21 protein-coding genes are annotated in these 24,523 nt (G+C 71.2%); 13 read left to right on the forward strand and 8 right to left on the reverse strand.

The window, feature by feature from the left end; genetic code table 11:
• From RM788_RS36625 to RM788_RS36645, 5 genes are all read left to right on the forward strand, one after another.
• On the forward strand, positions 1-903 hold the full coding sequence (locus RM788_RS36625) for a 5-dehydro-4-deoxyglucarate dehydratase (protein WP_315923767.1): 903 nt from the start codon (positions 1-3) through the stop codon (positions 901-903).
• Positions 900-2,159: a glucarate dehydratase family protein gene (locus tag RM788_RS36630; RefSeq protein ID WP_315923770.1), complete on the forward strand. Its 1,260-nt coding sequence runs from the start codon at positions 900-902 to the stop codon at positions 2,157-2,159. Before RM788_RS36625 ends, RM788_RS36630 begins: the two co-directional genes overlap by 4 nt.
• 146 nt (positions 2,160-2,305) lie before the next feature.
• Complete coding sequence (locus tag RM788_RS36635) at positions 2,306-3,388, forward strand: hypothetical protein (RefSeq protein ID WP_315923772.1); 1,083 nt, start codon at positions 2,306-2,308, stop codon at positions 3,386-3,388.
• A 140-nt stretch (positions 3,389-3,528) separates the two neighbouring features.
• Positions 3,529-4,023 carry a hypothetical protein gene (locus RM788_RS36640; RefSeq protein WP_315923774.1) on the forward strand — a complete coding sequence of 165 codons (495 nt, stop codon included), beginning with the start codon at positions 3,529-3,531 and terminating at the stop codon, positions 4,021-4,023.
• Between the two features lie 129 nt (positions 4,024-4,152).
• Positions 4,153-4,734, forward strand: a complete 582-nt coding sequence (locus tag RM788_RS36645; protein WP_315923776.1) for a hypothetical protein — start codon at positions 4,153-4,155, stop codon at positions 4,732-4,734.
• 38 nt (positions 4,735-4,772) lie between these two features.
• Here the strand turns inward: RM788_RS36645 and RM788_RS36650 are convergent, their stop codons facing one another.
• Positions 4,773-6,437 (reverse strand): fumarate hydratase, encoded by a 1,665-nt coding sequence (locus RM788_RS36650; protein ID WP_315923778.1) that lies wholly within the window; start codon positions 6,435-6,437, stop codon positions 4,773-4,775.
• 87 nt (positions 6,438-6,524) lie between these two features.
• Here RM788_RS36650 and RM788_RS36655 point away from each other — a divergent pair, with 87 nt between their 5' ends.
• Entirely contained in the window at positions 6,525-7,472 is a 948-nt protein-coding gene (locus RM788_RS36655) for a phosphotransferase family protein (RefSeq protein WP_315923780.1), read from the forward strand.
• 148 nt (positions 7,473-7,620) lie between these two features.
• Here RM788_RS36655 and RM788_RS36660 read toward each other — a convergent pair whose 3' ends face one another.
• The 4 genes from RM788_RS36660 to RM788_RS36675 form a co-directional block, all read right to left on the reverse strand.
• Positions 7,621-8,619: a sigma-70 family RNA polymerase sigma factor gene (locus tag RM788_RS36660; protein WP_315923782.1), complete on the reverse strand. Its 999-nt coding sequence runs from the start codon at positions 8,617-8,619 to the stop codon at positions 7,621-7,623.
• 229 nt (positions 8,620-8,848) lie between these two features.
• On the reverse strand, positions 8,849-9,274 hold the full coding sequence (gene dtd / locus RM788_RS36665) for a D-aminoacyl-tRNA deacylase (RefSeq protein WP_315923784.1): 426 nt from the start codon (positions 9,272-9,274) through the stop codon (positions 8,849-8,851).
• Entirely contained in the window at positions 9,271-10,761 is a 1,491-nt protein-coding gene (locus RM788_RS36670) for a DUF7782 domain-containing protein (protein WP_315923786.1), read from the reverse strand. The genes dtd and RM788_RS36670 overlap by 4 nt, the downstream gene beginning before the upstream one ends.
• 167 nt (positions 10,762-10,928) lie before the next feature.
• The gene (locus RM788_RS36675) at positions 10,929-12,446 is read right to left on the reverse strand and encodes a PucR family transcriptional regulator (protein ID WP_315923788.1); all 1,518 of its coding nucleotides are present in this window, start codon (positions 12,444-12,446) and stop codon (positions 10,929-10,931) included.
• 78 nt (positions 12,447-12,524) lie between these two features.
• Here RM788_RS36675 and RM788_RS36680 point away from each other — a divergent pair, with 78 nt between their 5' ends.
• A complete protein-coding gene (locus RM788_RS36680) occupies positions 12,525-12,866 on the forward strand; it encodes a DUF3099 domain-containing protein (RefSeq protein WP_315934849.1) in 342 nt (113 codons plus the stop codon).
• On the opposite strand, the gene RM788_RS36685 is transcribed toward RM788_RS36680, so the two are convergent.
• Positions 12,845-13,726, reverse strand: a complete 882-nt coding sequence (locus RM788_RS36685) for a carbohydrate kinase family protein (protein WP_315923790.1) — start codon at positions 13,724-13,726, stop codon at positions 12,845-12,847. The two genes, RM788_RS36680 and RM788_RS36685, sit on opposite strands and share 22 nt — an antisense overlap.
• The gene (locus RM788_RS36690; RefSeq protein WP_315923792.1) at positions 13,723-14,667 is read right to left on the reverse strand and encodes a pseudouridine-5'-phosphate glycosidase; all 945 of its coding nucleotides are present in this window, start codon (positions 14,665-14,667) and stop codon (positions 13,723-13,725) included. Before RM788_RS36690 ends, RM788_RS36685 begins: the two co-directional genes overlap by 4 nt.
• A gap of 63 nt (positions 14,668-14,730) precedes the next feature.
• On the opposite strand from RM788_RS36690, the gene RM788_RS36695 reads away from it, so the two are divergent.
• The 3 genes from RM788_RS36695 to RM788_RS36705 all read left to right on the forward strand — a co-directional run bounded on the left by RM788_RS36695 (position 14,731) and on the right by RM788_RS36705 (position 19,024).
• The gene (locus tag RM788_RS36695) at positions 14,731-14,985 is read left to right on the forward strand and encodes a DUF3039 domain-containing protein (protein ID WP_315923794.1); all 255 of its coding nucleotides are present in this window, start codon (positions 14,731-14,733) and stop codon (positions 14,983-14,985) included.
• A 129-nt stretch (positions 14,986-15,114) separates the two neighbouring features.
• Entirely contained in the window at positions 15,115-15,735 is a 621-nt protein-coding gene (locus RM788_RS36700; RefSeq protein WP_315923796.1) for an L-threonylcarbamoyladenylate synthase, read from the forward strand.
• Between the two features lie 49 nt (positions 15,736-15,784).
• Positions 15,785-19,024, forward strand: coding sequence for a DEAD/DEAH box helicase (locus tag RM788_RS36705; RefSeq protein WP_315923798.1), 3,240 nt, complete (start codon positions 15,785-15,787; stop codon positions 19,022-19,024).
• Positions 19,025-19,038: 14 nt separating this feature from the next.
• Here the strand turns inward: RM788_RS36705 and RM788_RS36710 are convergent, their stop codons facing one another.
• Complete coding sequence (locus RM788_RS36710; protein WP_315923800.1) at positions 19,039-20,172, reverse strand: YihY/virulence factor BrkB family protein; 1,134 nt, start codon at positions 20,170-20,172, stop codon at positions 19,039-19,041.
• Positions 20,173-20,432: 260 nt separating this feature from the next.
• Between RM788_RS36710 and RM788_RS36715 the strand changes: the two genes are divergently transcribed.
• From RM788_RS36715 to RM788_RS36725, 3 genes are all read left to right on the forward strand, one after another.
• Positions 20,433-22,169 (forward strand): DEAD/DEAH box helicase, encoded by a 1,737-nt coding sequence (locus tag RM788_RS36715; RefSeq protein WP_315923802.1) that lies wholly within the window; start codon positions 20,433-20,435, stop codon positions 22,167-22,169.
• 345 nt (positions 22,170-22,514) lie between these two features.
• Positions 22,515-23,645, forward strand: a complete 1,131-nt coding sequence (locus tag RM788_RS36720; protein WP_315923804.1) for a sugar ABC transporter substrate-binding protein — start codon at positions 22,515-22,517, stop codon at positions 23,643-23,645.
• Positions 23,646-23,741: 96 nt separating this feature from the next.
• The gene (locus RM788_RS36725) at positions 23,742-24,515 is read left to right on the forward strand and encodes an ATP-binding cassette domain-containing protein (RefSeq protein WP_315923806.1); all 774 of its coding nucleotides are present in this window, start codon (positions 23,742-23,744) and stop codon (positions 24,513-24,515) included.
• The last annotated feature ends 8 nt before the right edge of the window (positions 24,516-24,523 follow it).

Below are 24,523 nucleotides of genomic sequence, written 5' to 3' on the forward strand. Positions count from 1 at the left end.
ATGCAACTCGATGGGGTGCTGTTCTTTCCGGTAACGCCGTTCGACCCGACGGGGGCGATCGCCGAGGACGTGCTCGCCGAGCACGTCAAGCACGGCGTCTCGGCGGGGCCGGGCGCGGTCTTCGTCGCCTGCGGCACGGGGGAGTTCCACGCGCTCGGTGTTGAGGAGTTCGAACGCGCGGTCGCCGTGGCGGTCGAGGCGACCGCAGGCCGGGTACCGGTCTTCGCGGGCGCGGGCGGTCCGCTGCCCATCGCCAAGGACTTCGCCAGGGCCGCGGCGCGGGCGGGCGCGGACGGGCTCCTGCTGATGCCGCCGTACCTGGTGACCAACCCCGCCAAGGGCCTGGTCCGCTACGTCACCGACGTCGCCGCCGCCACCGGGCTGCCGGTGATCGTCTACCAGCGCAACAACGCCGTGTTCACGCCCGACACCGCGGTGGAGGTCGCGTCGCTGCCGACCGTCATCGGGTTCAAGGACGGCCTTGGCGACATCGACCAGCTCCAGCGGATCGTGCTGGCCGTGCGGGCCCGCGTCGACAAGCCGTTCCAGTTCTTCAACGGCCTGCCGACCGCGGAGCTGACCGTGCCCGCCTACCGCGGCATCGGCGTGGACCTCTACTCCTCCGCGGTCTTCGCGTTCGCGCCGGAGATCTCGCTCGGCTTCTACCAGGCCGTGCAGGACGACGACACCGCGCTGGTGCGCCGCTACCTCGGCGAGTTCTTCGTGCCGCTGGTCGAGTTGCGCGACCGGGTGCCCGGCTACGCCGTGGCGCTGATCAAGGCCGCGGTGAAGCTCGGCGGTCTGAACGCGGGCGGTGTGCGCCCGCCGCTGGTCGACCCGACGCCGGAGCACGTCGAGGAGCTGGAGCGGATCATCGCCGTCGGAAGGGCGTTGGCGGCATGAGGATCACCGACATCACCATCACCCCCGTCGCCTTCCGGGACCCGCCGCTGCTGAACTCCGCGGGCGTCCACGAGCCGTGGGCGCTGCGGTCGATCGTCGAGGTGCACACCGACGAGGGCGTCAGCGGGCTCGGCGAGAGCTACGGCGACATCGGCCACCTCGACCGGCTGAGCCGGGTCGCGCCCGCGCTGGTCGGCCTGGACGTGCACCAGCTCAACGTGATGCACGCGCGCGTCGCCGAGGCGCTGGGCGGCAAGTCCGGCGACGACCGGCACGGGCTGACCGGCAAGCTCACCGCCGAGGGCACCGTGGACCGGGTGTACTCGCCGTTCGAGGTCGCCACCTGGGACATCCGCGGCAAGGCGCTCGGCCGTCCGGTGTCGGACCTGCTCGGCGGCGCCGTGCGCGACGCCGTCCCGTACAGCGCGTACCTGTTCTACAAGTGGGCCGCGCACCCCGGCGCCGAGCCCGACCAGTGGGGTGAGGCGCTCGACCCGGCGGGCATCGTCGCGCAGGCCAAGCGGCTGATCGACGAGTACGGGTTCGGCTCGATCAAGCTCAAGGGCGGCGTCTTCCCGCCCGACGAGGAGATCGCGGCCATCCACGCGCTGCGCGAGGCGTTCCCCGACCTCCCGCTGCGGCTCGACCCGAACGCCGCCTGGTCGGTGGAGACGTCGATCCGCGTCGCCGAGGCGCTGGACGGCGTGGTCGAGTACCTGGAGGACCCCACCGAGGGGATTCCCGGCCTCTCGGAGGTCGCGGCGAAGGCCTCGATGCCCTTGGCCACCAACATGTACGTCGTCGCGTTCGAGCACATCGCGCCCTCGGTCGCGGTGGACGCGGTGCAGGTGATCCTGTCCGACCACCACTACTGGGGCGGGCTGAGCCGGTCGCGCAACCTCGCGTCGACCTGCCGGACGTTCGGCATCGGGCTGTCGATGCACTCCAACTCCCACCTCGGGATCAGCCTCGCCGCGATGACGCACCTCGCCGCCGCGACGCCGAACCTGAGCTACGCGTGCGACACGCACTACCCGTGGAACCGCGAGGACGACGTCGTGCTGCCCGGCGCGCTGACCTTCGTGGACGGTGCCGTGCCGGTGCCGACGACGCCCGGACTCGGCGTCGAACTGGACCGCGACGCCCTGGCCCGACTCGCCGAGAACTACCGCACGTGCGGCATCGTCCAACGCGATGACACCGGCTACATGCAGAAGTTCGACCCGACCTACGAGAGGCTGCGCCCCCGGTGGTGACGACTGCGAAATCCGGGGGAAGCGAAGAAGGGCGAAAGCCGGCCCGTGCGGAGAACGCCCCGCCCGCCCCGTCCTTCGTCGCACACGTCTATCCCTGGGACGTCGTCGGCGATCCCCTTGCGGCACAACGGTACGCGGACCTCGGCGTGGACGCCGTCGCGCTGGCGGCGTCGTACCACACCGTGCGCGCCGCGACCCCGCTGCACCCGGAGCACCGGATGGTCGACGCCCGGCACGCGGCGTTCTACCTGCCGGTCCGCGACGAGGCCTGGGAGGGCAGGCGGCTCGTGCCCGCCGAACCGTCCTGGGTGGACGGTGACAACTCCTTCGGCGCCGCGGCGGACGCGCTGCGCGCCGTTGGACTGCCGGTGTACGCGTGGACGGTGTTGACGCACAGCAGCCGGCTGGGCGATCTGCACCCGGATGCCAACGTTGTCAACGCTTTCGGGGACCGCTACCCGTACGCGCTGTGCACGGCGAACCCCGATGTCGTCGAGTACGCGCGCACGCTGGTGACCGAGGTCCTCGACCTCGGCCGCCCGGACGGGATCGTGCTGGAGGCCTGCGGACCGCTCGGCTTCTTCCACGGCGGCCACCACGAGAAGACCGACGGCGCGGACTGGGACCCGGTCCGGCAGAAGCTGCTCTCGCTGTGCTTCTGCGTCGCGTGCGCGGTCCGCTACCAGGACGCGGGTCTCGACGTCGACGACCTGCGCGCCGCCGTCCGCGTCGGGGTCGACACCGGTGCGCCGAACGTGGAGGAAGCGCTGGGGGCGCGGGCGAAGCAGGTGTCGCGGGTGCGCACCGGGATCGTCGGCGAACTGCGGAAGGCACTGGTCGCGCTGGTGCGCGAGCGGGCGCCGGGCATCCGGATCGCCCTGCACGCCACCGGTGACGAGTGGGCCACCGGACCGTTCGCCACGGTCGCCCCCGCCGTCGAGGCGGACGTCGACGTGCTGACGGTGTTCTGCTGGGCGGGCGCCGAGGCGAGCACCCCCGGCATCCGCGCGCTGCGCGAGGTCGCCGGACCGGACGCGCGGATCGCGAGCTACGTCCTCGCCCTGCCGCCCAAGCCGATCGACGGCGAGGCGCTGCTCACCGAGTGGAAGCACTACGCCGACGAGGGCGTCGAGGAGTTCCACCTGTACCACGCGGGCCTGGCCTCGCAGCCGAGGCTGGACGCGCTGAAGCACGCCGTCGAGGGGATCAAGGCCCACCTCGACCGGTAGCCGCTCGACGGAACCGGCAACGGTGGACAGGGCGGAGCAACCCGATCACCGGGTCGCTCCGACTGCGCCACCTCGTGGAAAACCGGCAAACGTGAACAGGACGGAGCAACCCGAGGGCGGGGTTGCTCCGTCCTCTTCACATGAGAAGCCCAGGAACCGCAGTCGGCGCCGGCGTTCTGCTCCTGCTGGTGGCCGCGTGCGCGAACCCCCAGCCGTCGATCGACGCCGGAAGCGGGTCCGGCGATCCCCAGCTCAGCGTGTCGTCCTCGCCCGCGCCCACGACGACCTCGGACGATCCCGGAATCGCGGTCGGCGAGCCGCCGCCCAACGGCGGTGTCGCGGTGCCGCCGGAGAAGATCGACGCGGCCGCGCTGCCCGACCAGTACCCGAAGCAGGTCTGGACCGAGAGCGAGGGCGCCGTCATCGGCGTGACCGGCCAGGAGGGCGGTTGCAGCAAGGTGACCGCCGAGGTCGCCGAGCAGTCCGCGACCACCGTCCGGTTGGTGCTGGTCGAGACGATGCCGTCGGCGCAGCAGATGTGCACCATGGACATCCGCTTCCCGCCGCTGACCGCGAAGCTCGACGCGCCGCTCGGCGACCGGACCGTCGTGCTGCTCACCCGGCAGCAGCAGTAACCCGCCCGAACCCGGTGTCCGGTCGACAAGCCGTCGGCCGGACACCGCTGGTCGGACCCCTTTCTGTCCTGTCTTGTCCGGTCCACCGGGGTCCTGCAACCACATCCGCGCCTGTACCGTCCTTGCGATATGAGGAACGCCAAGGTGCTCGTCGCCCTCGCCGCGGGACTGTGCGCACTAGCCGGTTGCGGCAGCGGGGACGCCCCGTTCGGGGCCAGCGGATCGTCCGGCACGGCCTCGTCGGCCTCGTCGCCCCCGTCGTCCACGACTTCGTCGCCGTCGGCGTCCGGCCTGCCCGGCGGCACGGCCTCGCTGCCGTCGTCGAACGTCCGGCCGCCCGGCCAGAGCCAGGTCCCGCCCCAGCCGTCGCAGCCGACCTCGCCGCCGTTGCCGGGCGGGTCGACCGAGGTGCCGCCGTCGAAGGTCGACGGCACGGTGCTGCCGGAGACGTACAGGACGGAGGTGACCGTGGCCTCCGACGGGAAGACGTTGCAGGTGATCGGCCAAGCCGGTGGCTGCAAGACGGCCACCGCCGAGGTGACCACGCAGGCCGCCGACCAGGTGCAGATCACGCTCGTGACCACGTACTACGCGCCGGGCGCGGGTGGTGTGTGCACGCAGGAGATCCGGGACGTGCCGCTGAACGTCACCCTCGCCGCGCCGCTGGGCGACCGCAAGATCGTGCTGGAGGCCCGGCAGGACGCCGCCTGACGCGGGGGAGGGGGCGCCCGAGGCGCCCCCTCCCTCGGCTACCGCCTGAACGACACCTGGAGCAGCGGGGCCGACGTCTCGGAGAAGAAGTCGTTGCCCTTGTCGTCGACCACGACGAACGCCGGGAAGTCCTCGACCTCGATCTTCCACACGGCTTCCATGCCCAGTTCGGCGTACTCCAGCACGTCGACCTTGCGGATGCAGTCCTGCGCCAGCCGCGCGGCCGGGCCGCCGATGGACCCGAGGTAGAACCCGCCGTGGCTCCGGCAGGCGTCGGTGACCTGCTTGGACCGGTTGCCCTTCGCCAGCATCACCAGCGACCCGCCCGCGGCCTGGAACTCCTCGACGTAGGAGTCCATCCGGCCCGCGGTGGTCGGCCCGAACGAGCCCGAGGCGTACCCCTCGGGAGTCTTGGCCGGACCGGCGTAGTAGACCGGGTGGTCCTTCAGGTACTGCGGCATGCCCTCGCCCGCGTCGAGGCGTTCCTTGATCTTCGCGTGCGCGATGTCGCGCGCCACGACCAGCGGACCGGTCAGCGACACCCGCGTCTTCACCGGCAGCGCGGACAGCGCGGCGCGGATCTCGTCCATCGGCCGGGTGAGGTCGATCTTCACGACCTCGTCGGACAGGTGCTCGTCCTCGATGTCCGGCAGGAAGTGCGCCGGGTCGCGCTCCAGCTGCTCCAGGAACACGCCGTCCGCGGTGATCTTCGCCTTGACCTGGCGGTCGGCCGAGCACGACACGGCGATGCCGACCGGGCAGGACGCGCCGTGCCGGGGGAGCCGGATCACGCGCACGTCGTGGCAGAAGTACTTGCCGCCGAACTGGGCGCCGATGCCGAAGTTCCGGGTCAGCTCCAGGACCTGCTGCTCGAGGTCGGTGTCGCGGAACGCGTGGCCCAGCGGCGACCCCTCGGTCGGCAGGCCGTCCAGGTAGCGGGCCGACGCGAGCTTCGCGACCTTGAGGTTCTGCTCGGCGGACAGGCCGCCCACGACCACGGCGAGGTGGTAGGGCGGGCACGCGGCCGTGCCGAGCGAGCGCAGCTTCTCGTCCAGGAACGTGGCCAGCCGCTTCGGGTTCAGCAGCGCCTTGGTCTCCTGGTAGAGGAACGTCTTGTTGGCGCTGCCGCCGCCCTTGGCCATGAACAGGAACTCGTACTTCGGCTCCGTGCCGGGCGCGGTGAACAGGTCGATCTGCGCGGGCAGGTTGGTGCCGGTGTTCTTCTCGTCCCAGAACGTCGTCGGCGCCATCTGCGAGTAGCGCAGGTTCAGCTCCTGGTAGGCCTCGAAGACGCCGCGGGACAAGGCCTCCTCGTCGGTGCCGCCGGTGAGCACGGCCTCGGTGCGCTTGCCCATGATGATCGCGGTGCCGGTGTCCTGGCACATGGGCAGCACGCCGCCCGCGGCGATGTTCGCGTTGCGCAGCAGGTCCATGGCCACGAACCGGTCGTTGCCGCTGGCCTCCGGGTCGTCCACGATCGCGCGCAGCTGCGCCAGGTGCGAGGGGCGCAGCAGGTGCTGGATGTCGCGGATGGCCGCCTTCGCCAGCAGCGTCAGCGTCCCGGGCGCGATCTCCAGGAACGTGCGGCCCGCGGCCTCGACGACCTTGACGCCGTCGGCCGTCACGAGCCGGTATTCGGTGGTGGTGTCCTTCGCCAAGGGGAGGACGTCTGAGTACTCGAACTGGGTCGTGGTGGTGGTCACGTCGCGGGCTCCCTTGCGCGCTTCGGAATCCGCCGACCGTATCCGATCGCCGACGCGCGACCGAGCCGCCGTGATGTGATTCGCGTCGTGCACAGCGAGACCAAGCGGAAGCTGACGGAGTCCGAACTGTCCTCGATCACCCGCCGGGCCACGGGGGCGGGGCTGGTGGAGCACTTCGAGCTGACCGACGGGATGTTCAACGCCGCCCACCGGCTCACCACCGACGACGGGCGCGTGGTCGTGCTGAAGGTCGCACCGCCGCCGGGGACGCCGCTGATGACCTACGAGCGGGACATCATGCGCACCGAGGCGATGGCGTTCCGGCTGATGGGCGAGCACGGCGTGCCGGTGCCGGAGGTGCTGCACGTCGAGGACGGCCTGCTGGTGATGAGCTGCCTCGACGGCGGGTCGTGGGCGTCGCTGGAGCAGCGGATCACGCCGGGGGCGCGCGCCGCGCTGCGCCGTGAGCTGGGCGGGATCGTGGCCCGGCTGCACCGGATCGGAGGGGACTCGTTCGGCTACCCGCAGGGGCCGGGCGGTGACACCTGGCGAGGGGCGTTCCTGGCCATGGCGGCCTCCGTGCTGGCCGACGCGGAGGTGTTCGGTGTCGGGCTCCCGGAAGGCCTGTCCGACTGGTTCCAGGACCGCTCAGCCGTTCTCGACGAGGTGACCACACCGGTCCTCGTGCACTTCGACCTGTGGCCGGGCAACATCTTCGTCGACCCGGCCACCCCGGAGGTCGTCGGGATCATCGACCCCGAACGGGCGTTCTGGGGCGACCCGTTGGCCGACTTCGTCTCGCTGGCGCTGTTCGGCGACATCGAGGACGAGCCGGACTTCCTGGCCGGGTACGGCGGCATGGACATGACGCCGTCGAGGCGGGAGCGCGTCCGGCTCTACCGGGTCTACCTGTACCTGATCATGATCGTGGAGGGCGCTCCCCGCGGGTTCGTCGGCGCGGAGCACGAGGAGTCGAGGCGGTTCTACCGGGGGAAGCTCGCCGCCGACCTGGCGGGGGACCCGGCCGGGGAATAGCGGAAGGCCGGGCCGGCCCCCGACCGCCCCGACCTTCCTTGGCAGGCGACTCGCCCCCACGAGATGAGGTGGGGGTTGCCGCGAGGTCTGTGTAGAGCAAGACCGTGCCGTGACTCGGATCACAAGTCAACGCGGCCGATCGGGTGAGTCAGCTCGCGTACGCGCGCAGCTTCTCCGCGCGCTCGCCCTGGCGGAGCTTCGACATGACCTCGCGCTCGATCTGCCTGACCCGCTCGCGGGACAGCCCGAAGCGCTTGCCGATCTGGTCGAGGGTCCGCGGCTGGCCGTCCTCGAGGCCGTAGCGGAGCCGGATGACCGCCTGCTCGCGGGCGTCCAGCGTCGAGAGCACCCGGCGCAGGTCGTCCTGGAGCAGACCGGAGATGACCGCGCTCTCGGCGTCCGTCGCGTCGGAGTCCTCGATGAAGTCGCCAAGGGGGGCGTCCTCCTCGGCGCCGACCGGCATGTCGAGGCTCACCGGGTCGCGGGCGTGGTCGAGGAGATCGGAGACCTTCTCGGCGCTGATGCCGGATTCCTTCGCCAACTCCTCGGTCGTCGCTTCCCGGCCGAGCTGCTGGTGCAGATCGCGCTTGATCCGCGCCAACTTGTTCACCTGTTCCACCAAGTGGACGGGAAGGCGGATGGTGCGGCCTTGATCCGCCATTCCACGGGTGATCGCTTGGCGGATCCACCACGTCGCGTAGGTCGAAAACTTGAAGCCCTTGGTGTAGTCGAACTTCTCCACCGCGCGGATCAAGCCCAGGTTCCCTTCCTGGATCAGATCGAGCAGCGGCATTCCGCGACCGGTGTATCGCTTGGCCAGCGAAACGACGAGACGGAGATTCGCTTCGAGCAGGTGGTTCTTCGCCACGTGGCCGTCCCGCACCAACGCGCGCAGTTCCTCGCGGCGCGTGGGGGACAGGCGCTTGGCGGTCTCGGCCATGTGCTGGGCGAAGACCCCGGCCTCGATCCGCTTGGCCAGTTCGACCTCTTCGGCCGCTGTGAGCAGGGCGGTCTTGCCGATCCCGTTCAGGTAGACTCGGACGAGATCCGCTGCCGGGCTCTGCGCGTCGAGGTCCAACTCGGCTGCGGTGAGCATGGTGGTGGTCGTGGTGTCGACCTCTCGGTCGAAGACCCTCGGGACGGTCATGGAACTCCCTCCCCCTTTGTCGCGGGCTGGCGTGCGGTTGCGTCACACACCTGCGCTGCACTGCGCAGTGAGCCTTTCGGCGTCGGGGCCCGCTGGGTACCCATCGCTTGCCGGCTGGACACTTGGGAAACGCGTCGGAATGCCAATTCGTTCCCGACTCCCCGAAGTGAAGACGTCGTTGCCATCACACGCGTTGCGCCCGCAATGCTGAGGATTTCCTGAGAGCTCCCTAGAGATCCACCAACACGGTGAACGGACCGTCGTTCACGCTCCGCACCGACATCATCGCGCCGAACCGTCCTGTTTCGACTCGAGCGCCCTTCTGCCGCAGTTCCCGCACCACTCCCTCGATCAAGGGCTCGGCCTTTTCCGGACGGGCGGCGGCCGTCCACGACGGACGCCGCCCCTTCCGCGTCTCCCCGTACAGCGTGAACTGGCTCACAACCAGCAGCGGCGCGCCGGTCGTGGCGCAGGACTGCTCGTCGCGGAGCAGCCTCAGCTCGTGCAGCTTCCGCGCCATGACCGGAACCAGCGCCTTGTCGTCGTCGACATGCACCCCGAGCAGGACCAACAGGCCCGGCTCGTCGATGGCGCCGACGACCAGATCGCCCACCACCACGCTGGCCTCTGTGACTCGTGCCACAACAGCTCTCACAGGGGCCTCAACATGCCGTGCCGCACGAGGTCCCTGACCACCGGGAGGGCGTTGGCGATCAGGCCGTCCAGCGGCTGGTCGTGCGCGAACGCCAGCAGCGTCACCAGGTCCTCCAGCGGCAGCGCGCCCCGGCAGCCGCTCAGCAGGGCCGCCGCGACCTCGTCCAGCTCGTGCTGCCACCCCGGCCCGTCCTGCCGGTGCAGCCTGCGCACGACGGCCGTCCAGCCCTCCTCGGCCGGTGACGACACCTCCTCCAGGAGCACGGACTCCGGCACGGTGAACCGGGTCGCCAGCAGCGACTCCGCGGACCCGTTCGCCCGCAGCCAGTCCACCCGGTCCAGCCACGCCGACGTCTCCGGGCCCAACGGGTCCACGTACGCGTGCCGCAGGTCCTCGCATACCACCTCGGCGTGCCCGCCGTCGGTGCGCCGCAGCGTCACGAACCCGAACCCGATGCCCTCGACGTCGTTGTGCGCGAACCAGTCGAGCCACACGGAGGCCTTCTCGCGGCCTTCGGGCGACCTCGGGTCCACTCCGGCGTCGCGCAGCCAGGTGCCCACGTACAGCCCCGGGTCGGCGATGTCGCGCTGCACGAACCACGCGTCCACCCCGTCGCGCGGCAACCAGCCCGACACCCGGTCCGCCCAGTCCTCGCCCTTGCGGTGCAGCCAGGACGCCAGCAGCTGCCCCACGCCGCCCTCGTTGAGGAACGACGGCATCCGCCGGACCACCAGCGCGCTCGCGTCGTCACCGCCCAGACCGGAGTCGCGGTAGGTGTAGTCGACGCGCGGCGGGCCGACCACGAACGGCGGGTTGCAGACGATCTGGTCGAACCGGCGGTCCGCCACCGGCCCGAACCACTCGCCCTGGCCGAGTTCGACGTCCAGCCCGTTGAGGTGGAAAGTGCCCTTGGCCAGCGCCAGCGCCCGTTCGGAGAGGTCCGTCGCGGTGATCCGCTCCGCGTGGCGGGAGGCGTGCAGCGCCTGCACGCCGCAGCCCGTGCCCAGGTCCAGGAGGGTGTCCACCGGACGGCGGGCGGTCGCCCTGGCGAGGCTGACCGACGCCTGGCCGATGCCCAGCACGTGGTCGCCGGGGACCGGGCCGCCGCGCTGCTCCGCGTCCAGGTCGGCGACGACCCACCAGGACCGGTCGTCGCCCGCGTGGGGACGGATGTCGAGGCCCGCCCTGAGACCGTCCGGGGTGGCGCGGAGGAGTTCGTTGGCGAGCATCGAGTCGAGGTCCAGCGCCTTGAACGCCGTCCGGACCCCGGCCTCGGGCTCGGCGTCGCCCAGCAGGAACAGCCGGATCATCGTCCCCAGGGCACCGGCGTCCCCGCTGGCCCGCCGGGCGGGCTCGGGCTCACCCCGCGTCAGGGCCGCCTGGGCCTGCGGGCCGAGGGCGGACAGCACACCGTCGGTGTCGTAATCGGCGGTCTCGAAGGCATCGCGAAGCCGCGCGGTCAGGTCAAGCGAAAGGTCAGGAAGCACCCACCCATGCTTCCACCCGCGAGTCGAACCCCCAGACACCCCGTGTCGAACACTCAGGCACCCCGAACCCCTCACTCGGACATGTCGTGGTTCTCTCTTGAGGTGTCTGGAGGTTCGACACGGGGTGTCTGAGTGTTCGACTCGCGAGGGGAATGCGGGTGCGTGGCTTAGGTGGTGCGGCGGGCTTGTACGGACAGGGCGATGGCCATGGCGAGTCGCTGGTCGGGGTCGTCGAGCGGTAGCGGGGTGACCTCGGCCATCCGCTGCATCCGGTACCGCAGGGTGTTCGGGTGCACGCCGAGCGCCCGTGCCGCGCTCCGCGTGTCGCCCTGCGCGCCCAGCCAGGCCCGCAGGGTGGCCGCGTACTGCGTGCCGTGCTCGCGGTCGTGGCGCAGCAGGTCCGCCACGGGGCCGCGGGTGGGCAGCCGTCCGCCGTCCGCGGCGGCCGACAGCCGGTGCAGCAGCACCCGCGCCCACGACAGGTCGTAGACCACCGGGTCGCCCGCGGACAGCACCATGCACTCGTCGGCCTCCTGGCGGGAGGCGGACACCTGCACGGCGTCGGCCGGGCCGCCGATGCCGGACAGGACGGTGGCCTCGGTGGGCAGTTCGCGGGACAGGGCGCGGACCCAGTCCAGGGCGGCCGCGGGGTCTTCGCCGCACGGGATCACCGTGTAGAGCACGTTGCCGAACAGGGCGCTGCGGCCGGGGCGCGACCAGCCGAAGCCCGCGGTGGCGCGTTCGAACGCGAGCAGCGCCGCGCCGTGGTCGGCGTCGCCCACGTGGGCCTGCACGGCGATGACCCGCAGGTCCGACGACGGCAGCCCCAGCCTGGCGAGGGCTGCCGGGGCGCCGGAGGGCACGTCTAGCAGGGCGATGACCAGGTCGGCTTCCGCCTGGCGTTCGAGGTCGGCGCTGGCGCGGGCGCGCAGCAGGTGCAGGGCGGCGGTCCTGGCGCCGTCGACGAGCGCGGCGGCGCGGGTGGTGTCGACGGGGGCGTCGACCTCGACCCAGACGGAACCGAGGAGTTCACGGCCCGCGCGGACGGCGGCGACCAGCCTGCCGCCGAGCTGGTCGGTGAGCCTGGGCACGTAGATGGGGTCGTCGGTGGCGGCGAGGTGGGTGAACACGCCGTAGGAGTCGAGGGCCCGCCGCGCCTCGTCGGGCACCTTGCGGCCGAGGATGGTCTGCACCCGGACCTGGTCGACGTCCTGCTGGCGGTAGGAGTAGGCGAGCACGCGGGACTGCTGGTCCTCGATCGTGACGGGGCCGCCGACGACGGCGGCGATGGCGTCGGCGACCGCGAACAGGTCGCCGGAGCCCTTCTGCTGCCCGCCGAGCACGAGCGCCTGCGCCACGTTCGCCAGCTGGCTCCACGGCACCGACGGCTCGACCAGCAGCACGGCCGCGCCGGAGCGGCGGGCGGCGGCGGCGATCTTCTCGTCCAGCGGCGGCCGCCCGTGCAGCACGACGACGGCGGCGCTCGTCGACGCGACCAACCGGGCCGCCGCGGCGGGTGACGGAATACCCAGGCCCAGCAGGACGTCGTCAGGTGCGGCGGGCGTCCGCTCGGCGGCGTCGTGCAGCGCGACACCGCGCAGCTCGACGTCCCGGCCGCGCGGAGCGCAGCTCAGGTGCGTGCCGAGGCTGCCGAGCACGTCGACCAGCCGGTCCAGGGCGACCACGTGCGGATCCTAAGCGCGGCGGCCCTGTCGTGCGGGGGTCACCCGAGCGGGTGTTGGATGGGGAACAGCAGTGCGACGATGGAAGGTGGAGGTGGTGTCGTGAGCACATCCGAGCGTGACGACACCCCGGTGCTGATCACCGAGGCGGCCCTGTCCTTGGACGAGCAGCACAAGGCCCGCAAGCGGAAGTACGCGATCATGATGAGCGCGCGCATCCCCTGCATCATCCTGGCGATGGTCTTCATCGACATCTGGTGGCTGTCCGTGGCGCTGCTGGTGCTGTCGATCCCGCTGCCGTGGATGGCCGTGCTGATCGCGAACGACCGCCCGCCGCGCAAGGCCGAGAAGGCCAACCGCTACCGGGTCGAGGCCAAGGCGCTCGGCACGTCCGGCAAGGATCACCGGGTCATCGACGGCTGAGGCCCCACCGAGGCCACGGCCCGCGCGCTCGCCCGGATCCCGCCGAGCAGCGCGTCCCGCTTCGACGCGCCCCGCTGCCACGCGGCCAGGAAACCGGCGTCGAACGCGTCGCCCGCGCCGGTCGAGTCGACGCACTCCACCAGCTCGGCGGGTACCGACAGGATCTCGTCGTGGTCGACCCAGCTGGCCCCGTCGGCGCCGGAGGTCAGCACCACCGTGCCGACCACGTCCAGCAGCGCCTTCGCGGCCGCGGGCTCGGCCGACCCGGTCAGCGCGATCAGCTCCTCGGCGTTGGGCATCAGGAAGTCCACGCCGCGCACGTCGTTCAGGAACCCCTCGGGATCCAGGTCCAGCAGCACGGACGCCTGCGGGTCCACCGACGTCGTCAGCCCCGCCTCGCGGGCCGCCGCCAGCGCCGCCAGCGCGGCGGGCCGGGAGGACGCGTCGAGCAGCACGTAGCCGGACAGGTGCAGGTGCGTCGCGTCGGCGAGCAGCCCCGGATCGAGGTCCTCGGGGGAGAAGCGCGCGTTCGCGCCGCGGTCGGCCAGCATGCTGCGCTGGCCGACGGGGTCGACCAGGCACACGACGCAGCACGTCGCGGCCTCCTGGTCGACGGCGAACGCGCACCGCACGCCCGCCGCGGTCAGCTCGGAGTGCACCTGGCGGCCCGCGGAGTCCGCGCCGACCCGCGCCACGAGCACCGGCCGCGCGCCGCACTCGGCCAGCCAGGCCGCCGTGTTGGCTCCCGCGCCACCGGGCTCGATCGTCACGTTCGCCCGCACGTCGCCGCCGTGCGGGATGGGGCCGTGGTGCCGGGCCACCACGTCCAGCCCGGCGTCGCCGACCACCACGATCGTCACGGCGCCAACTCCACGGCGACCTCTGCCGCCAACCGCGCGTTGGACATGACGAGCGCCTCGTTGGTGTCGAGGCTCACGCCGCCGCTGGCGCCGTGGAAGTGCTCCAGCAGGACCGGCGTCACGTCCTTGCCGTGCACGCCGCGGGTCCGCAGCAGCTCCAGGCCGTCCGCGAGCAGCCGGTCGTGCAGGTCGCGGTCCATCTCGAACTCGAACGGCACCGGGTTGGCCAGCAGCACCCCGGACCGGCCGGGAACGCGGTCGCGGTGCGCCGCCACGACGGCCGCCACGTGCTTCGGGTCGTCCACCCGCCACGGCACGTCGAACTCCGATTCCCGCAGGTAGAACGCGGGGAAGCGGTCGACCCGGTAGCCGAGGACGGGCACCGAGCGGGTCTCCAGCAGCTCCAGGGTCGCGCCGATGTCGAGCACCGACTTCACCCCCGAGCAGACGACCAGCACCGGCGTCGTGGCCAGCACGTCGAGGTCGGCCGACACGTCCCACGAGTCGTGGGCGCTCTGGTGGATGCTCGCCCCCGCAAGCGGGACTCGGCGGTGCACCCCGCCCAGGCCCCCGGTGGCGAAGACGTGCACGCCCGCGGCGTCCGCCAACGCCGCCGTGGCCGCCACCGTCGTGGCGCCGTGACGGCCCAGCGCGTACGCCGGTCCGAGGTCGCGCCGGGACAGTTTCACCAGGTCGTTGGCCGGATCGCAGACCCGGTCCAGCTCGTCGGAGGTCAGTCCGACCACCGGCACGCCGCCGAGCACGGCGATCGTCGCGGGCACCGCGCCCGCCGCCCGCACGACCGCTTCCACCCTGCCCGCGACCTCGCGGTTGCGGCCCGGCGGCAGTCCGTGGGCGAGGATCGTGCTCTCCAGCGCCACCACTGCCCGGTTCTCCGCCAACGCGTCGGCGACCTCTTCGGCGATCCTCGTAGTCGTCACGAGCGGTAATCATTGCCGACCGACCGGCTAGGCCGAAAACGAGCGGTGGGGCATCATGGTGCGGTGAGCACCTTGACCCAGACGCTGCCGGAGACCGACGAGCGGTCCCAGGGCACCGACTCCACCGGTGACGACTCGCCGAAGATGTTCCACTACGTGCGCAAGGCCAAGATCGCGGAGAGCGCGGTCATGGGCACGCACGTCGTGGCGCTGTGCGGCGAGGTCTTCCCGGTCACCAAGTCGGCGAAGCCCGGTTCCCCGGTCTGCCCGGACTGCAAGAAGATCTTCGACGGCCTTCCCCCCGGCCGCGACGACTAGGACCCGACAGCCACCGGGGCGCGCGCACGCGGCGCACGCCCCGGCTCGGGCCGCGCCCGCGGGGCCCGGCGCGGCCCGCCGATCGACCTCGAAGTGTTCCGACGGCGCGGCGACCTTAAGCTTCCCGGCATGGCCAGGTACTTCGATGTGCATCCGGACAACCCCCAGAAGCGGTCGATCAGCCAGGCCGTCGACCTCATCCGGAACGACGGCCTGATCGTCTACCCCACCGACTCCTGCTTCGCCCTCGGCTGCCAGTTGGGCAACCGCGACGGCATCGACCGCATCCGCGAGATCCGCCACCTCGGCGACGGCCACCACTTCACCCTGGTCTGCCAGGACTTCGCGCAGCTGAGCCAGTTCGTCTACATCGACAACACGGCGTTCCGCGCCATCAAGGCCGCCACGCCGGGCAGCTACACGTTCATCCTGCCCGCGACCAAAGAGGTCCCGAAGCGCCTCATGCACCCCAAGAAGAAGACCGTCGGCGTCCGCATCCCCGACCACAAGGTCGTGCGGGCCCTGCTCGCCGAACTCGGCGAGCCCCTCCTGTCCAGCACCCTGCTGCTGCCCGACCAGGAGGAGCCGCTGACGCAGGGCTGGGACATCAAGGAGCGGCTGGACAACGTGGTCGACGCGGTCATCGACTCCGGCGAGTGCGGCACCGTCCCCACCACCGTCATCGACTACTCCAACGGCGAGGCCGAGATCGTCCGCGTCGGCGCGGGCGACCCGAGCCGGTTCGAGTAGAGCGGGTCCGGGCGGCGGCCCGGATCGCGTCGCCCGCTAGCGTGTTCGGGTGCGAGTCGTCAGCATCCCCGGCATCGACCAGGCGTCCCTCAAGGACGCGGTCGGACCCGCCGCCTTCTCCCGCGGGAGCACGTACGCGAAGAAGGGCGCGGTCGTCCACATGGCGTGGGACCCCGGCGCCCACGTCCTGCACGGCACGGTGCGGGGGCAGTACGGCGACGACTACGAGACCGCGGTCTACTTCGATCCGGGGCCCGGCGGGGTGCTCTCGGTCCAGGCGGGCGAATGCGACTGCCCGGTCGGGTACGACTGCAAGCACGTCGCGGCATTGGCGCTCAGGGCGATGGTCGTGGAGGAGCGGAAGCCGCGGGCCGCGCCGAAGGCCGACGAGTGGCTGCGGCAACTGGACGCGGTGCTCGACGACCCCGCCCGGCCCTCTGGCGACGATCCGCTCGCCATCCAGCTCGTCCTCGCCGGACCTCCGACGTCGACCGGCTCCGGACCCGCGCTGTCGGCGCGGCTGGTGCGGCCGGGGCGCACGGGCTGGGTCGGCGCCGGACTGGGCTGGAACAACCTGGAGGGCGCGAACCGCCAGGGCGGGTTCGACCGGTCGCACATCTCGCTGCTGCGGGAGCTGCACGCGCTGTACCAGGCGAGGTCGGGGGGCCACTACGCCTACTACGCCTACCACGACGAGAAGGCGATCGACCTCGCCGCGATCGACAGCCGCCACCTGTGGTCGGTGCTGGACGAGGCCCGGAAGATCGGCGTCCGGCTCCTGCACCGCAAGAAGCAGCTGGGGGAACTGGCGGAGCACTCGTCCCTGGGCGTGCGCTTCGACGTCGTCCAGGTGCGGAACCTGACGGTCACGCCGGTCCTGCACGTCGACGGCGTGCCCGCCGACGTGGCGCCGGTCCGGTTCATCGGGGCCGACGGCCACGGGCTGGTCCACGTCAGCCGCGCCGACGCCGCGCAGCCGCAGGCCTACGCCGACTGGCGGCTGGGGCTCGCGAGGCTGGACAACCCGGTTCCCGCGCCCATCCGGGCGATGCTGCTGGCAGGCCGCGGCCTGAAGATCCCGGCGGCCGGGGTGGCGCGCTTCCGGGACGAGTACTACCCGCGACTGCGCGGTGTCGCGCCGCTGGTCTCCTCCGACGGCTCGTTCACGCCCCCGGAGATCTCCGGGCCCACGCTGACCCTGAACGCCTCCTACGGGGACGGGCACGAACTCCGGCTCGACTGGGCGTGGACCTACCAGGTCGGCGGGTCCCGGCTGAGCACGCGGCTCGGCGACACCCCCGCGAACGCCGGCTACCGCGACGCGGACCGGGAGCGCGCGATCCTCGACGGGCTCGGGGAGGTCGGCGCACCGGAAGCGGCCACGCTCCACGGCGTCGACACCATGCGGTTCACCACCGAGGTGCTGCCGCTGCTCGAGGACCGGCCCGGTGTCGAGGTCGCGATCACCGGCGCCGCGGCCGACTACCGCGAAGCGGGCGACTCGATGCGCATCGGCGTGTCGACCGGCGGGATCGCGGGGCAGACCGACTGGTTCGACCTCGGCGTCAGCATCACCGTCGAAGGCGTGGAGGTGCCGTTCGTCGACGTGTTCACCGCGTTGGACGCCGGCCTGACGCACCTGCTGCTGCCCGACGGCGCCTACTTCTCGCTGGACAGACCGGAACTGGCGGCGCTGCGGAGGCTGATCGAGGAGGCCAGGGCACTCCAGGACGGTCCCGGCGGCCCGTTGCGGATCAGCCGCTTCCAGGTCGGGTTGTGGGACGAACTGGCCGCGCTCGGCGTGGTCGACAGGCAGGCGAAGGCGTGGCGGGAGCAGGTGCGGGGGCTGCTGTCGGTCGACTCGCTCGACACGACCGAGGTGCCGTCGACCCTCGCCGCGCACCTGCGGCCCTACCAGCTCACCGGGTTCCGCTGGCTCGCGTTCCTCTGGCGGCACCGGCTCGGCGGCATCCTCGCCGACGACATGGGCCTCGGCAAGACCTTGCAGGTCCTGGCACTCGTCTGCCACGCGCGGGAGGTGGACCCGGACGGCCCGCCGTTCCTCGTCGTCGCCCCGACGAGCGTCCTGTCCAACTGGGCGGCGGAAGCGGCCAGGTTCGCGCCGGGGCTGGAGGTGGTCGTGATCACCGACACCCTGCGCCGCAGCGGCCAGGACCTCGCCGCGACCATCGCGGCCGCGGACGTCGTCGTGACCTCGTACACGTTGTTCCGCCTCGACTTCGAGGCCCACGCCCAGCAGCGGTGGGCGGCCCTCGTCCTGGACGAGGCCCAGTTCGCCAAGAACCACCAGTCGAAGGTCCACCAGTGCGCGCGGGCGCTCGACGCGCCGGTGAAGTTCGCCGTCACCGGCACCCCGATGGAGAACAACCTGATGGAGCTGTGGTCACTGCTGTCGATCACCGCGCCGGGGCTGTTCCCCAGCCCCGCCCGCTTCCAGGACTTCTACGCCCGCCCGGTGGAGAAGGGCGGCGACACCGAACGCCTCGCCCTGCTGCGACGGCGGATCAAGCCACTCATGAGGCGCAGGACCAAGGAGCAGGTGGCCGCGGACCTGCCCGCGAAGCAGGAGCAGGTGCTGGAGGTCGAACTGCACCCGCGGCACCGCAGGATCTACCAGACGCACCTCCAGCGGGAACGGCGCAAGGTGCTCGGCCTCGTCGACGACCTCGGCAAGCACCGGTTCGCGATCCTGAAGTCGCTCGTCGCGTTGCGGCAGTTGAGCCTGCACGCCGGGCTGGTCGACGACGCGCACCTCGACCTGCCCTCGGCGAAGGTCGAGGCGTTGACCGAGCAGCTCGGGGACGTGGTGGAGGGCGGGCACCGCTGCCTGGTCTTCAGCCAGTTCACCGGCTTCCTGAAGATCGTGCGCGACCGGCTGGACGCCACCGGTGTCGAGTACTGCTACCTCGACGGCTCCACCCGCAACCGGGCGGCGGTGCTCAAGCGGTTCAAGGAGGGTTCCGCGCCGGTGTTCCTGATCAGCCTGAAAGCGGGCGGGTTCGGGCTGAACCTGACCGAGGCGGACTACTGCTTCCTGCTCGACCCGTGGTGGAACCCCGCGACCGAGGCGCAGGCGGTGGACCGCACCCACCGCATCGGCCAGACCCGCGCGGTCATGGTCTACCGGTTCATCGCGAAGGACACCATCGAGGAGAAGGTGATGGCGTTGAAGGCCAGGAAGGCCGAGCTGTTTTCGGGCCTCATGGACGACGGCGAGGCGTTCGGCTCCACCCTGGACGCCGACGACATCCGCGCCCTGTTCGACTGAGCCGCCGGTCGCGCCTACGGCCGCGGCGGCGCGGGCAGCCGGGTCGTGGGCGTCGTGTCGGCGGGGGACGGCGCACCGCCGACCTCCGCCGGAGGCTCGTCCTGGGACGGCTCGTCCGACGGCTCGTCGGAAGGCACGTCGGAAGGCGCGTCCTGGGGAGTGGACCGCTCGTCGGCGCGGATCCGCTCCGCCGTCCTCTCCATCTCCAGCCGCCGCCACCTCCGCCGCTGCCGCCGCGTCATCCGGGCGGGCCACATGTCCTGGATGGCGCTGTTGAAGTAGGCGCCGATGGTGATCGCGAGACCGATGAAGTAGGCGAACAGCAGGAACGCGATGGGGGTCGCGAGCGCGCCGTAGGTGTAGCCGGTGGTGGTGATCCACTGGATGTACAGGCGCAGGCCGATGCTCGACAGCAGGAACACGGCCATCGCGAGCACGGCGCCGGGGACAAGGCGGTGCCACGGCAGCTTGCGGGGCAGCGAGAGCTTGTACAGCGAGGTGAGCGCGAGGATCAGCAGCACGGCCAGCGCGGGGTAGTAGAAGACGCCGATCCAGTACGACACGGTGTTCTGCCAGCTCGTGGGCAGGAACTGCGTCAGCAGGTCGGGACCGAGCGCGAGCACGGGCAGACCGATGATCAGCAGCACCAGGCTGGCCACGTAGAGCAGCAGGGCGAAGATCCGCTGCCACACCTCGTTGCGCACGCCGTACTGGTCGTGGGCCACGGTGATCGCGTCGACGAACGAGGACATGGCCGACGACCCGGCCCACAGCGAGATCACGAAGCCGATGGAGACGATCTCGCCCTTGCCGGTGGTGAGGATCTGGTCCACCGTCGGCTCGATCACGCCGGAGACGACGTCGCGGCTGAAGATCGTCCGGCAGAAGCCGATGATCTTCTCCTTGACCTGGCTGACGACCTCCGGGCCGAGCCAGTCGCCGAGGTAGCCCATGCTGCCGAGCAGGCCGAGCAGCAGCGGGGGGAACGAGAGGGTCTGCCAGAACGCCGCTTCGGCGGCCTCCGAGAACAGGTTGCCCTGCCACGCCTTCTTCAGCGTGCGCGCCACGAGCCGCCCCGGCCCGCGGCGCACCGGCTCCTGCGCGGTGGCGGGCGTGGCGCGCCTGTTGTCGTCCGTGGGCAAACTCATCGCGAGGTCAAGCATGGTGCATGGCGGGCGGTTCCGCGCCACTGGCGGGCCGGACGCGCCGCCGACGCCGGGTCGTCCGGACGACCGCCGGGCGCCTTCCGGCGGTCGAACCCCACGTCGGTGTCGGACGCGGAGCCCCCGAGCGGGTAGGCTGAACGCTGCCCTCACCGGGCTTCCGCGCTGTCGCGGGACCACACCGGCCTGAGGGCATTCGACTGTCACAGCACATCTTTGACCTGCGCTGAAGGAGCGATGAGTTCGTGGCACAGCCCGACACGCAGGTTGTCGATTCCCCGACTGCCCAGCGCCCGCTGCGGGCCTGGCAGCGGCGCGCGCTGACGAAGTACCTGGCGGTGAAGCCGAAGGACTTCCTCGCGGTGGCGACCCCCGGCGCGGGCAAGACCACGTTCGGCCTGCGGGTCGCCGCCGAACTGCTGGCCGACCGCACCATCGAGTCGATCACCATCGTCGCGCCGACCGAGCACCTCAAGCACCAGTGGGCGCAGGCCGCGGCCGCCGTGGGCATCGCGATCGACTCGAACTTCCGCAACACCAACGCGGTCACCTCCCGCGACTACCACGGTGTCGCCGTCACGTACGCCCAGGTCGCCGCGCACCCGACGCTGCACCGCGTGCGCACGGAGAACCGCAAGACGCTGGTGATGCTGGACGAGGTCCACCACGGCGGCGACGCGAAGTCGTGGGGCGACGCGATCCGCGAGGCGTTCACGCCCGCCGTGCGCAGGCTGTCGCTGACCGGGACCCCGTTCCGCAGCGACGACTCGCCGATCCCGTTCATCTCCTACGCCCCCGGCGGCGACGGGCTGATGCGCAGCCAGCCCGACCACTCCTACGGCTACTCCGACGCCCTGCGCGACGGCGTGGTCCGGCCGGTGATCTTCCTGGCCTACTCCGGCGAGGCGAGCTGGCGCACCAGCGCGGGCGAGGAGTTCACCGCCCGCCTCGGCGAGCCGTTGACCTCGGAGCAGACCGCGCGGGCCTGGCGCACGGCGCTGGACCCGAGCGGCGACTGGATCAAGTCGGTGATCATCTCGGCCGACATGCGGCTGACCCAGCTCCGCAACGGCGGCATGCCGGACGCCGGAGCCATGATCATCGCGACCGACCAGACCACCGCGAAGGCGTACGCCGAGGTCCTGCAACGGGTCACCGGCCACACCGCGACGGTCGTGCTCTCCGACGACCCCAAGGCGTCGGGGCGCATCGCGGAGTTCGCGCAGACGACCGAGCGCTGGCTGATCGCGGTCCGGATGGTGTCCGAGGGCGTCGACGTGCCGCGGCTCGCCGTCGGCGTGTACGCCACCAGCTCGTCCACCCCGCTGTTCTTCGCCCAGGCCGTCGGCCGGTTCGTGCGCAGGCGCGCGAAGGGCGAGACGGCGAGCGTGTTCCTGCCCAGCGTGCCGGTGCTGCTGGGGCTGGCCTCGGAGCTGGAGCAGCAGCGCGACCACGTCCTGGGCAAGCCGCACCGCGAGAAGGACGGCTGGGACGACGAGCTCCTCGCCGACGCGAACCGCACGAAGGACGAGGAGGGCGAGGACGAGAAGTCCTTCACCTCGCTGGGCGCCTCCGCCGAGCTCGACCAGGTGATCTACGACGGCTCGTCCTTCGGCACGGCCGCGTTCGCGGGCAGCGCCGACGAGCAGGAGTACCTGGGGCTTCCCGGCCTGCTCGAACCCGACCAGGTGCGCGCGCTGCTGCGGCAGCGCCAGGAGCACCAGCTCGTCGAGGTCGCCAAGCGCAAGGCCGCCGAGCCCCCGCCCGCCCCGCCGCGCGCCGCCCGTCCGCAGGGCGTGCAGGAGCAGCTGGCCGCGTTGCGCAAGGAACTCAACTCGCTCGTCGCGATGCACCACCACCGCACCAAGAAGCCGCACGGCAAGATCCACAACGCCCTGCGCGAGCACTGCGGCGGTCCGCCCACCGCGATGGCGTCGATCGAACAGCTCGAAGAGCGCATCGCCACGCTGCGGTCCTGGTAACGACCGCCCGTTCGGCCGTTCGTGGCCGCCCGGTCGTCGCCCGTTGGCCGGATGTTCGCCTGACGTGCGCACGCGTTCGCAACGCGGACGTCACGTCCCTTTGATGCCGTGACGTCCCGGTTCCAATTGAGACGGTGGACACACTACGCAACCGGTTAATGTGACCGAGCGTGACGTCAACATGCATTTGCAGTAGTCACATGTCGGCTCGGTTACCTCTCCGTTGCAGCATCGTGCCCTCTTTATCGATGCAGTGTGGTTCCGGTCACCCGGTCCCAGGGCATACGTTGTGCGCCACAACATTTTCTGCCCGGTCCTCGGGCAGTGCAGTGAAAGGGATGGCGGATGCGCAGCAAGAGCCTCGCCCTCATCGCCGTAGGTACCGGCCTTGCCGTGGCCATGACGGCGTGTGGTGCCAACAGTTCGACCGGCGGCAGCAGCAGCACCACGAGCGCCGGCAGCACCGGCTCCGCGGCCGGAGGCACCAAGGTCGGTGTGATCCTTCCCGAGACCGCGAGCTCCGCACGCTGGGAGGGCTTCGACAAGCCCCTGCTCACCGAGGCGCTCAAGGCCGAAGGTCTGGACGCGGACATCCAGAACGCCCAGGGTGACAACCAGAAGTTCACCACCCTGGCGGACGGCATGATCAGCGCCGGTGTCAAGGTCCTGATCATCGCCTCGCCGGACTCCTCGGTGGGTGCCGCGGTGGCCGCCAAGGCCGACGCGCAGGGCATTCCGGTCATCGACTACGACCGCCTGAACCTCGGCGGCACGTCGAAGTACTACGTGTCCTTCGACAACGTGAAGGTCGGCGAGCTCCAGGGCACCGGTCTGAAGACCGCGCTGGCGAGCAACAAGGGTGCCCAGGTCATCGAGATCGAGGGTGCGCCGACGGACAACAACGCCACGCTCTTCACCGAGGGCCAGAAGAAGGTCCTCGCCCCGCTGTACGCCTCGGGTGACCTGAAGCTGGTCCAGTCCCAGCCGATCGAGAAGTGGGACAACCAGATCGGCGCCACGGTCTTCGAGCAGATCCTGACCGGCAACGGCCAGAAGGTGGACGGCGTCGTCGCCGCCAACGACGGTCTCGCCGGCGCGGTCATCACCGTGCTGAAGAAGTTCGGCCTCAACGGCAAGGTGCCGGTCACCGGCCAGGACGCCACCCCGGACGGCCTCCAGGCCGTGCTGCGCGGCGACCAGTACATGACCGTCTTCAAGCCGATCAAGGCCGAGGCCGAGGCGACCGCCAAGCTGGCCGGTCTGCTGGCCAAGGGTGACACCGCGGGCGCCGACAAGATCGCCACCGGCGTCACCAAGGACACCACCGCGAACCGCGACGTCCCGTCGGTGCTCCTCGACGCCCAGCTGATCACCAAGGACAAGGTCAAGACCGTTGTCGACGCGGGCGCCGTCAAGGCCTCCGAGATCTGCGTCGCCGACCTGGCCGCCGTCTGCACCGAGCTCGGCATCAAGTAGCACACCGCTTCACCGCAACCGCCGCGGTGGGTGCCAGCCCCCGACTGGCACCCGCCGCGGTTTCCGCAGGCAAGAACCAGGTTTTGGAGGACAGCCGTGAGCGAGCCGATTCTCGAGCTGCGCGGCATCAACAAGAGCTTCGGGCCCGTGCACGTGCTGCACGACATCGACTTCACCGTGCGGGCCGGAGAGGTCACCGCACTCGTGGGTGACAACGGCGCGGGCAAGTCGACGATGGTCAAGTCCATCGCCGGCATCCACCCGATCGACTCGGGTGAAGTGCTCTTCGAAGGTCAGCCGGTCAACATCCACAGCCCCCGCGAGGCGGCGGACTACGGCATCGAGGTCGTGTACCAGGACCTCGCGCTGTGCGAGAACCTGGACATCGTCCAGAACATGTTCCTCGGTCGTGAGCGCGGCAAGTACGGGCTCCTCGACGAGGCCGACATGGAGCAGGCGGCCCGCAAGACGCTCGCCTCGCTGTCCGTGCGCACCGTCAAGTCCGTCCGCACGTCCGTCGCGTCGCTTTCCGGCGGCCAGCGGCAGACCGTGGCGATCGCCAAGTCGGTGCTGTGGGACAGCAAGGTCGTGCTCCTCGACGAGCCGACCGCCGCACTGGGCGTGGCGCAGACCCGCCAGGTGCTCGACCTGGTCCGCAGGCTCGCCGAGCAGGGCCTGGGCGTGGTGCTGATCAGCCACAACATGAACGACGTCTTCGAGGTGTCCGACCGCATCGCCTGCCTGTACCTGGGGCGGATGGCGGCGCAACTGCCGACCAAGGACGTCACCCACGGACAGGTGGTCGAGCTGATCACCGCTGGTCGCTCCGGCGACCTGGGCATCGCCCGCCCGGAAACCGCGACCATCTGATGCCCGAG

Source organism: Umezawaea sp. Da 62-37, assembly GCF_032460545.1.
Taxonomy (GTDB): Bacteria; Actinomycetota; Actinomycetes; order Mycobacteriales; family Pseudonocardiaceae; genus Umezawaea.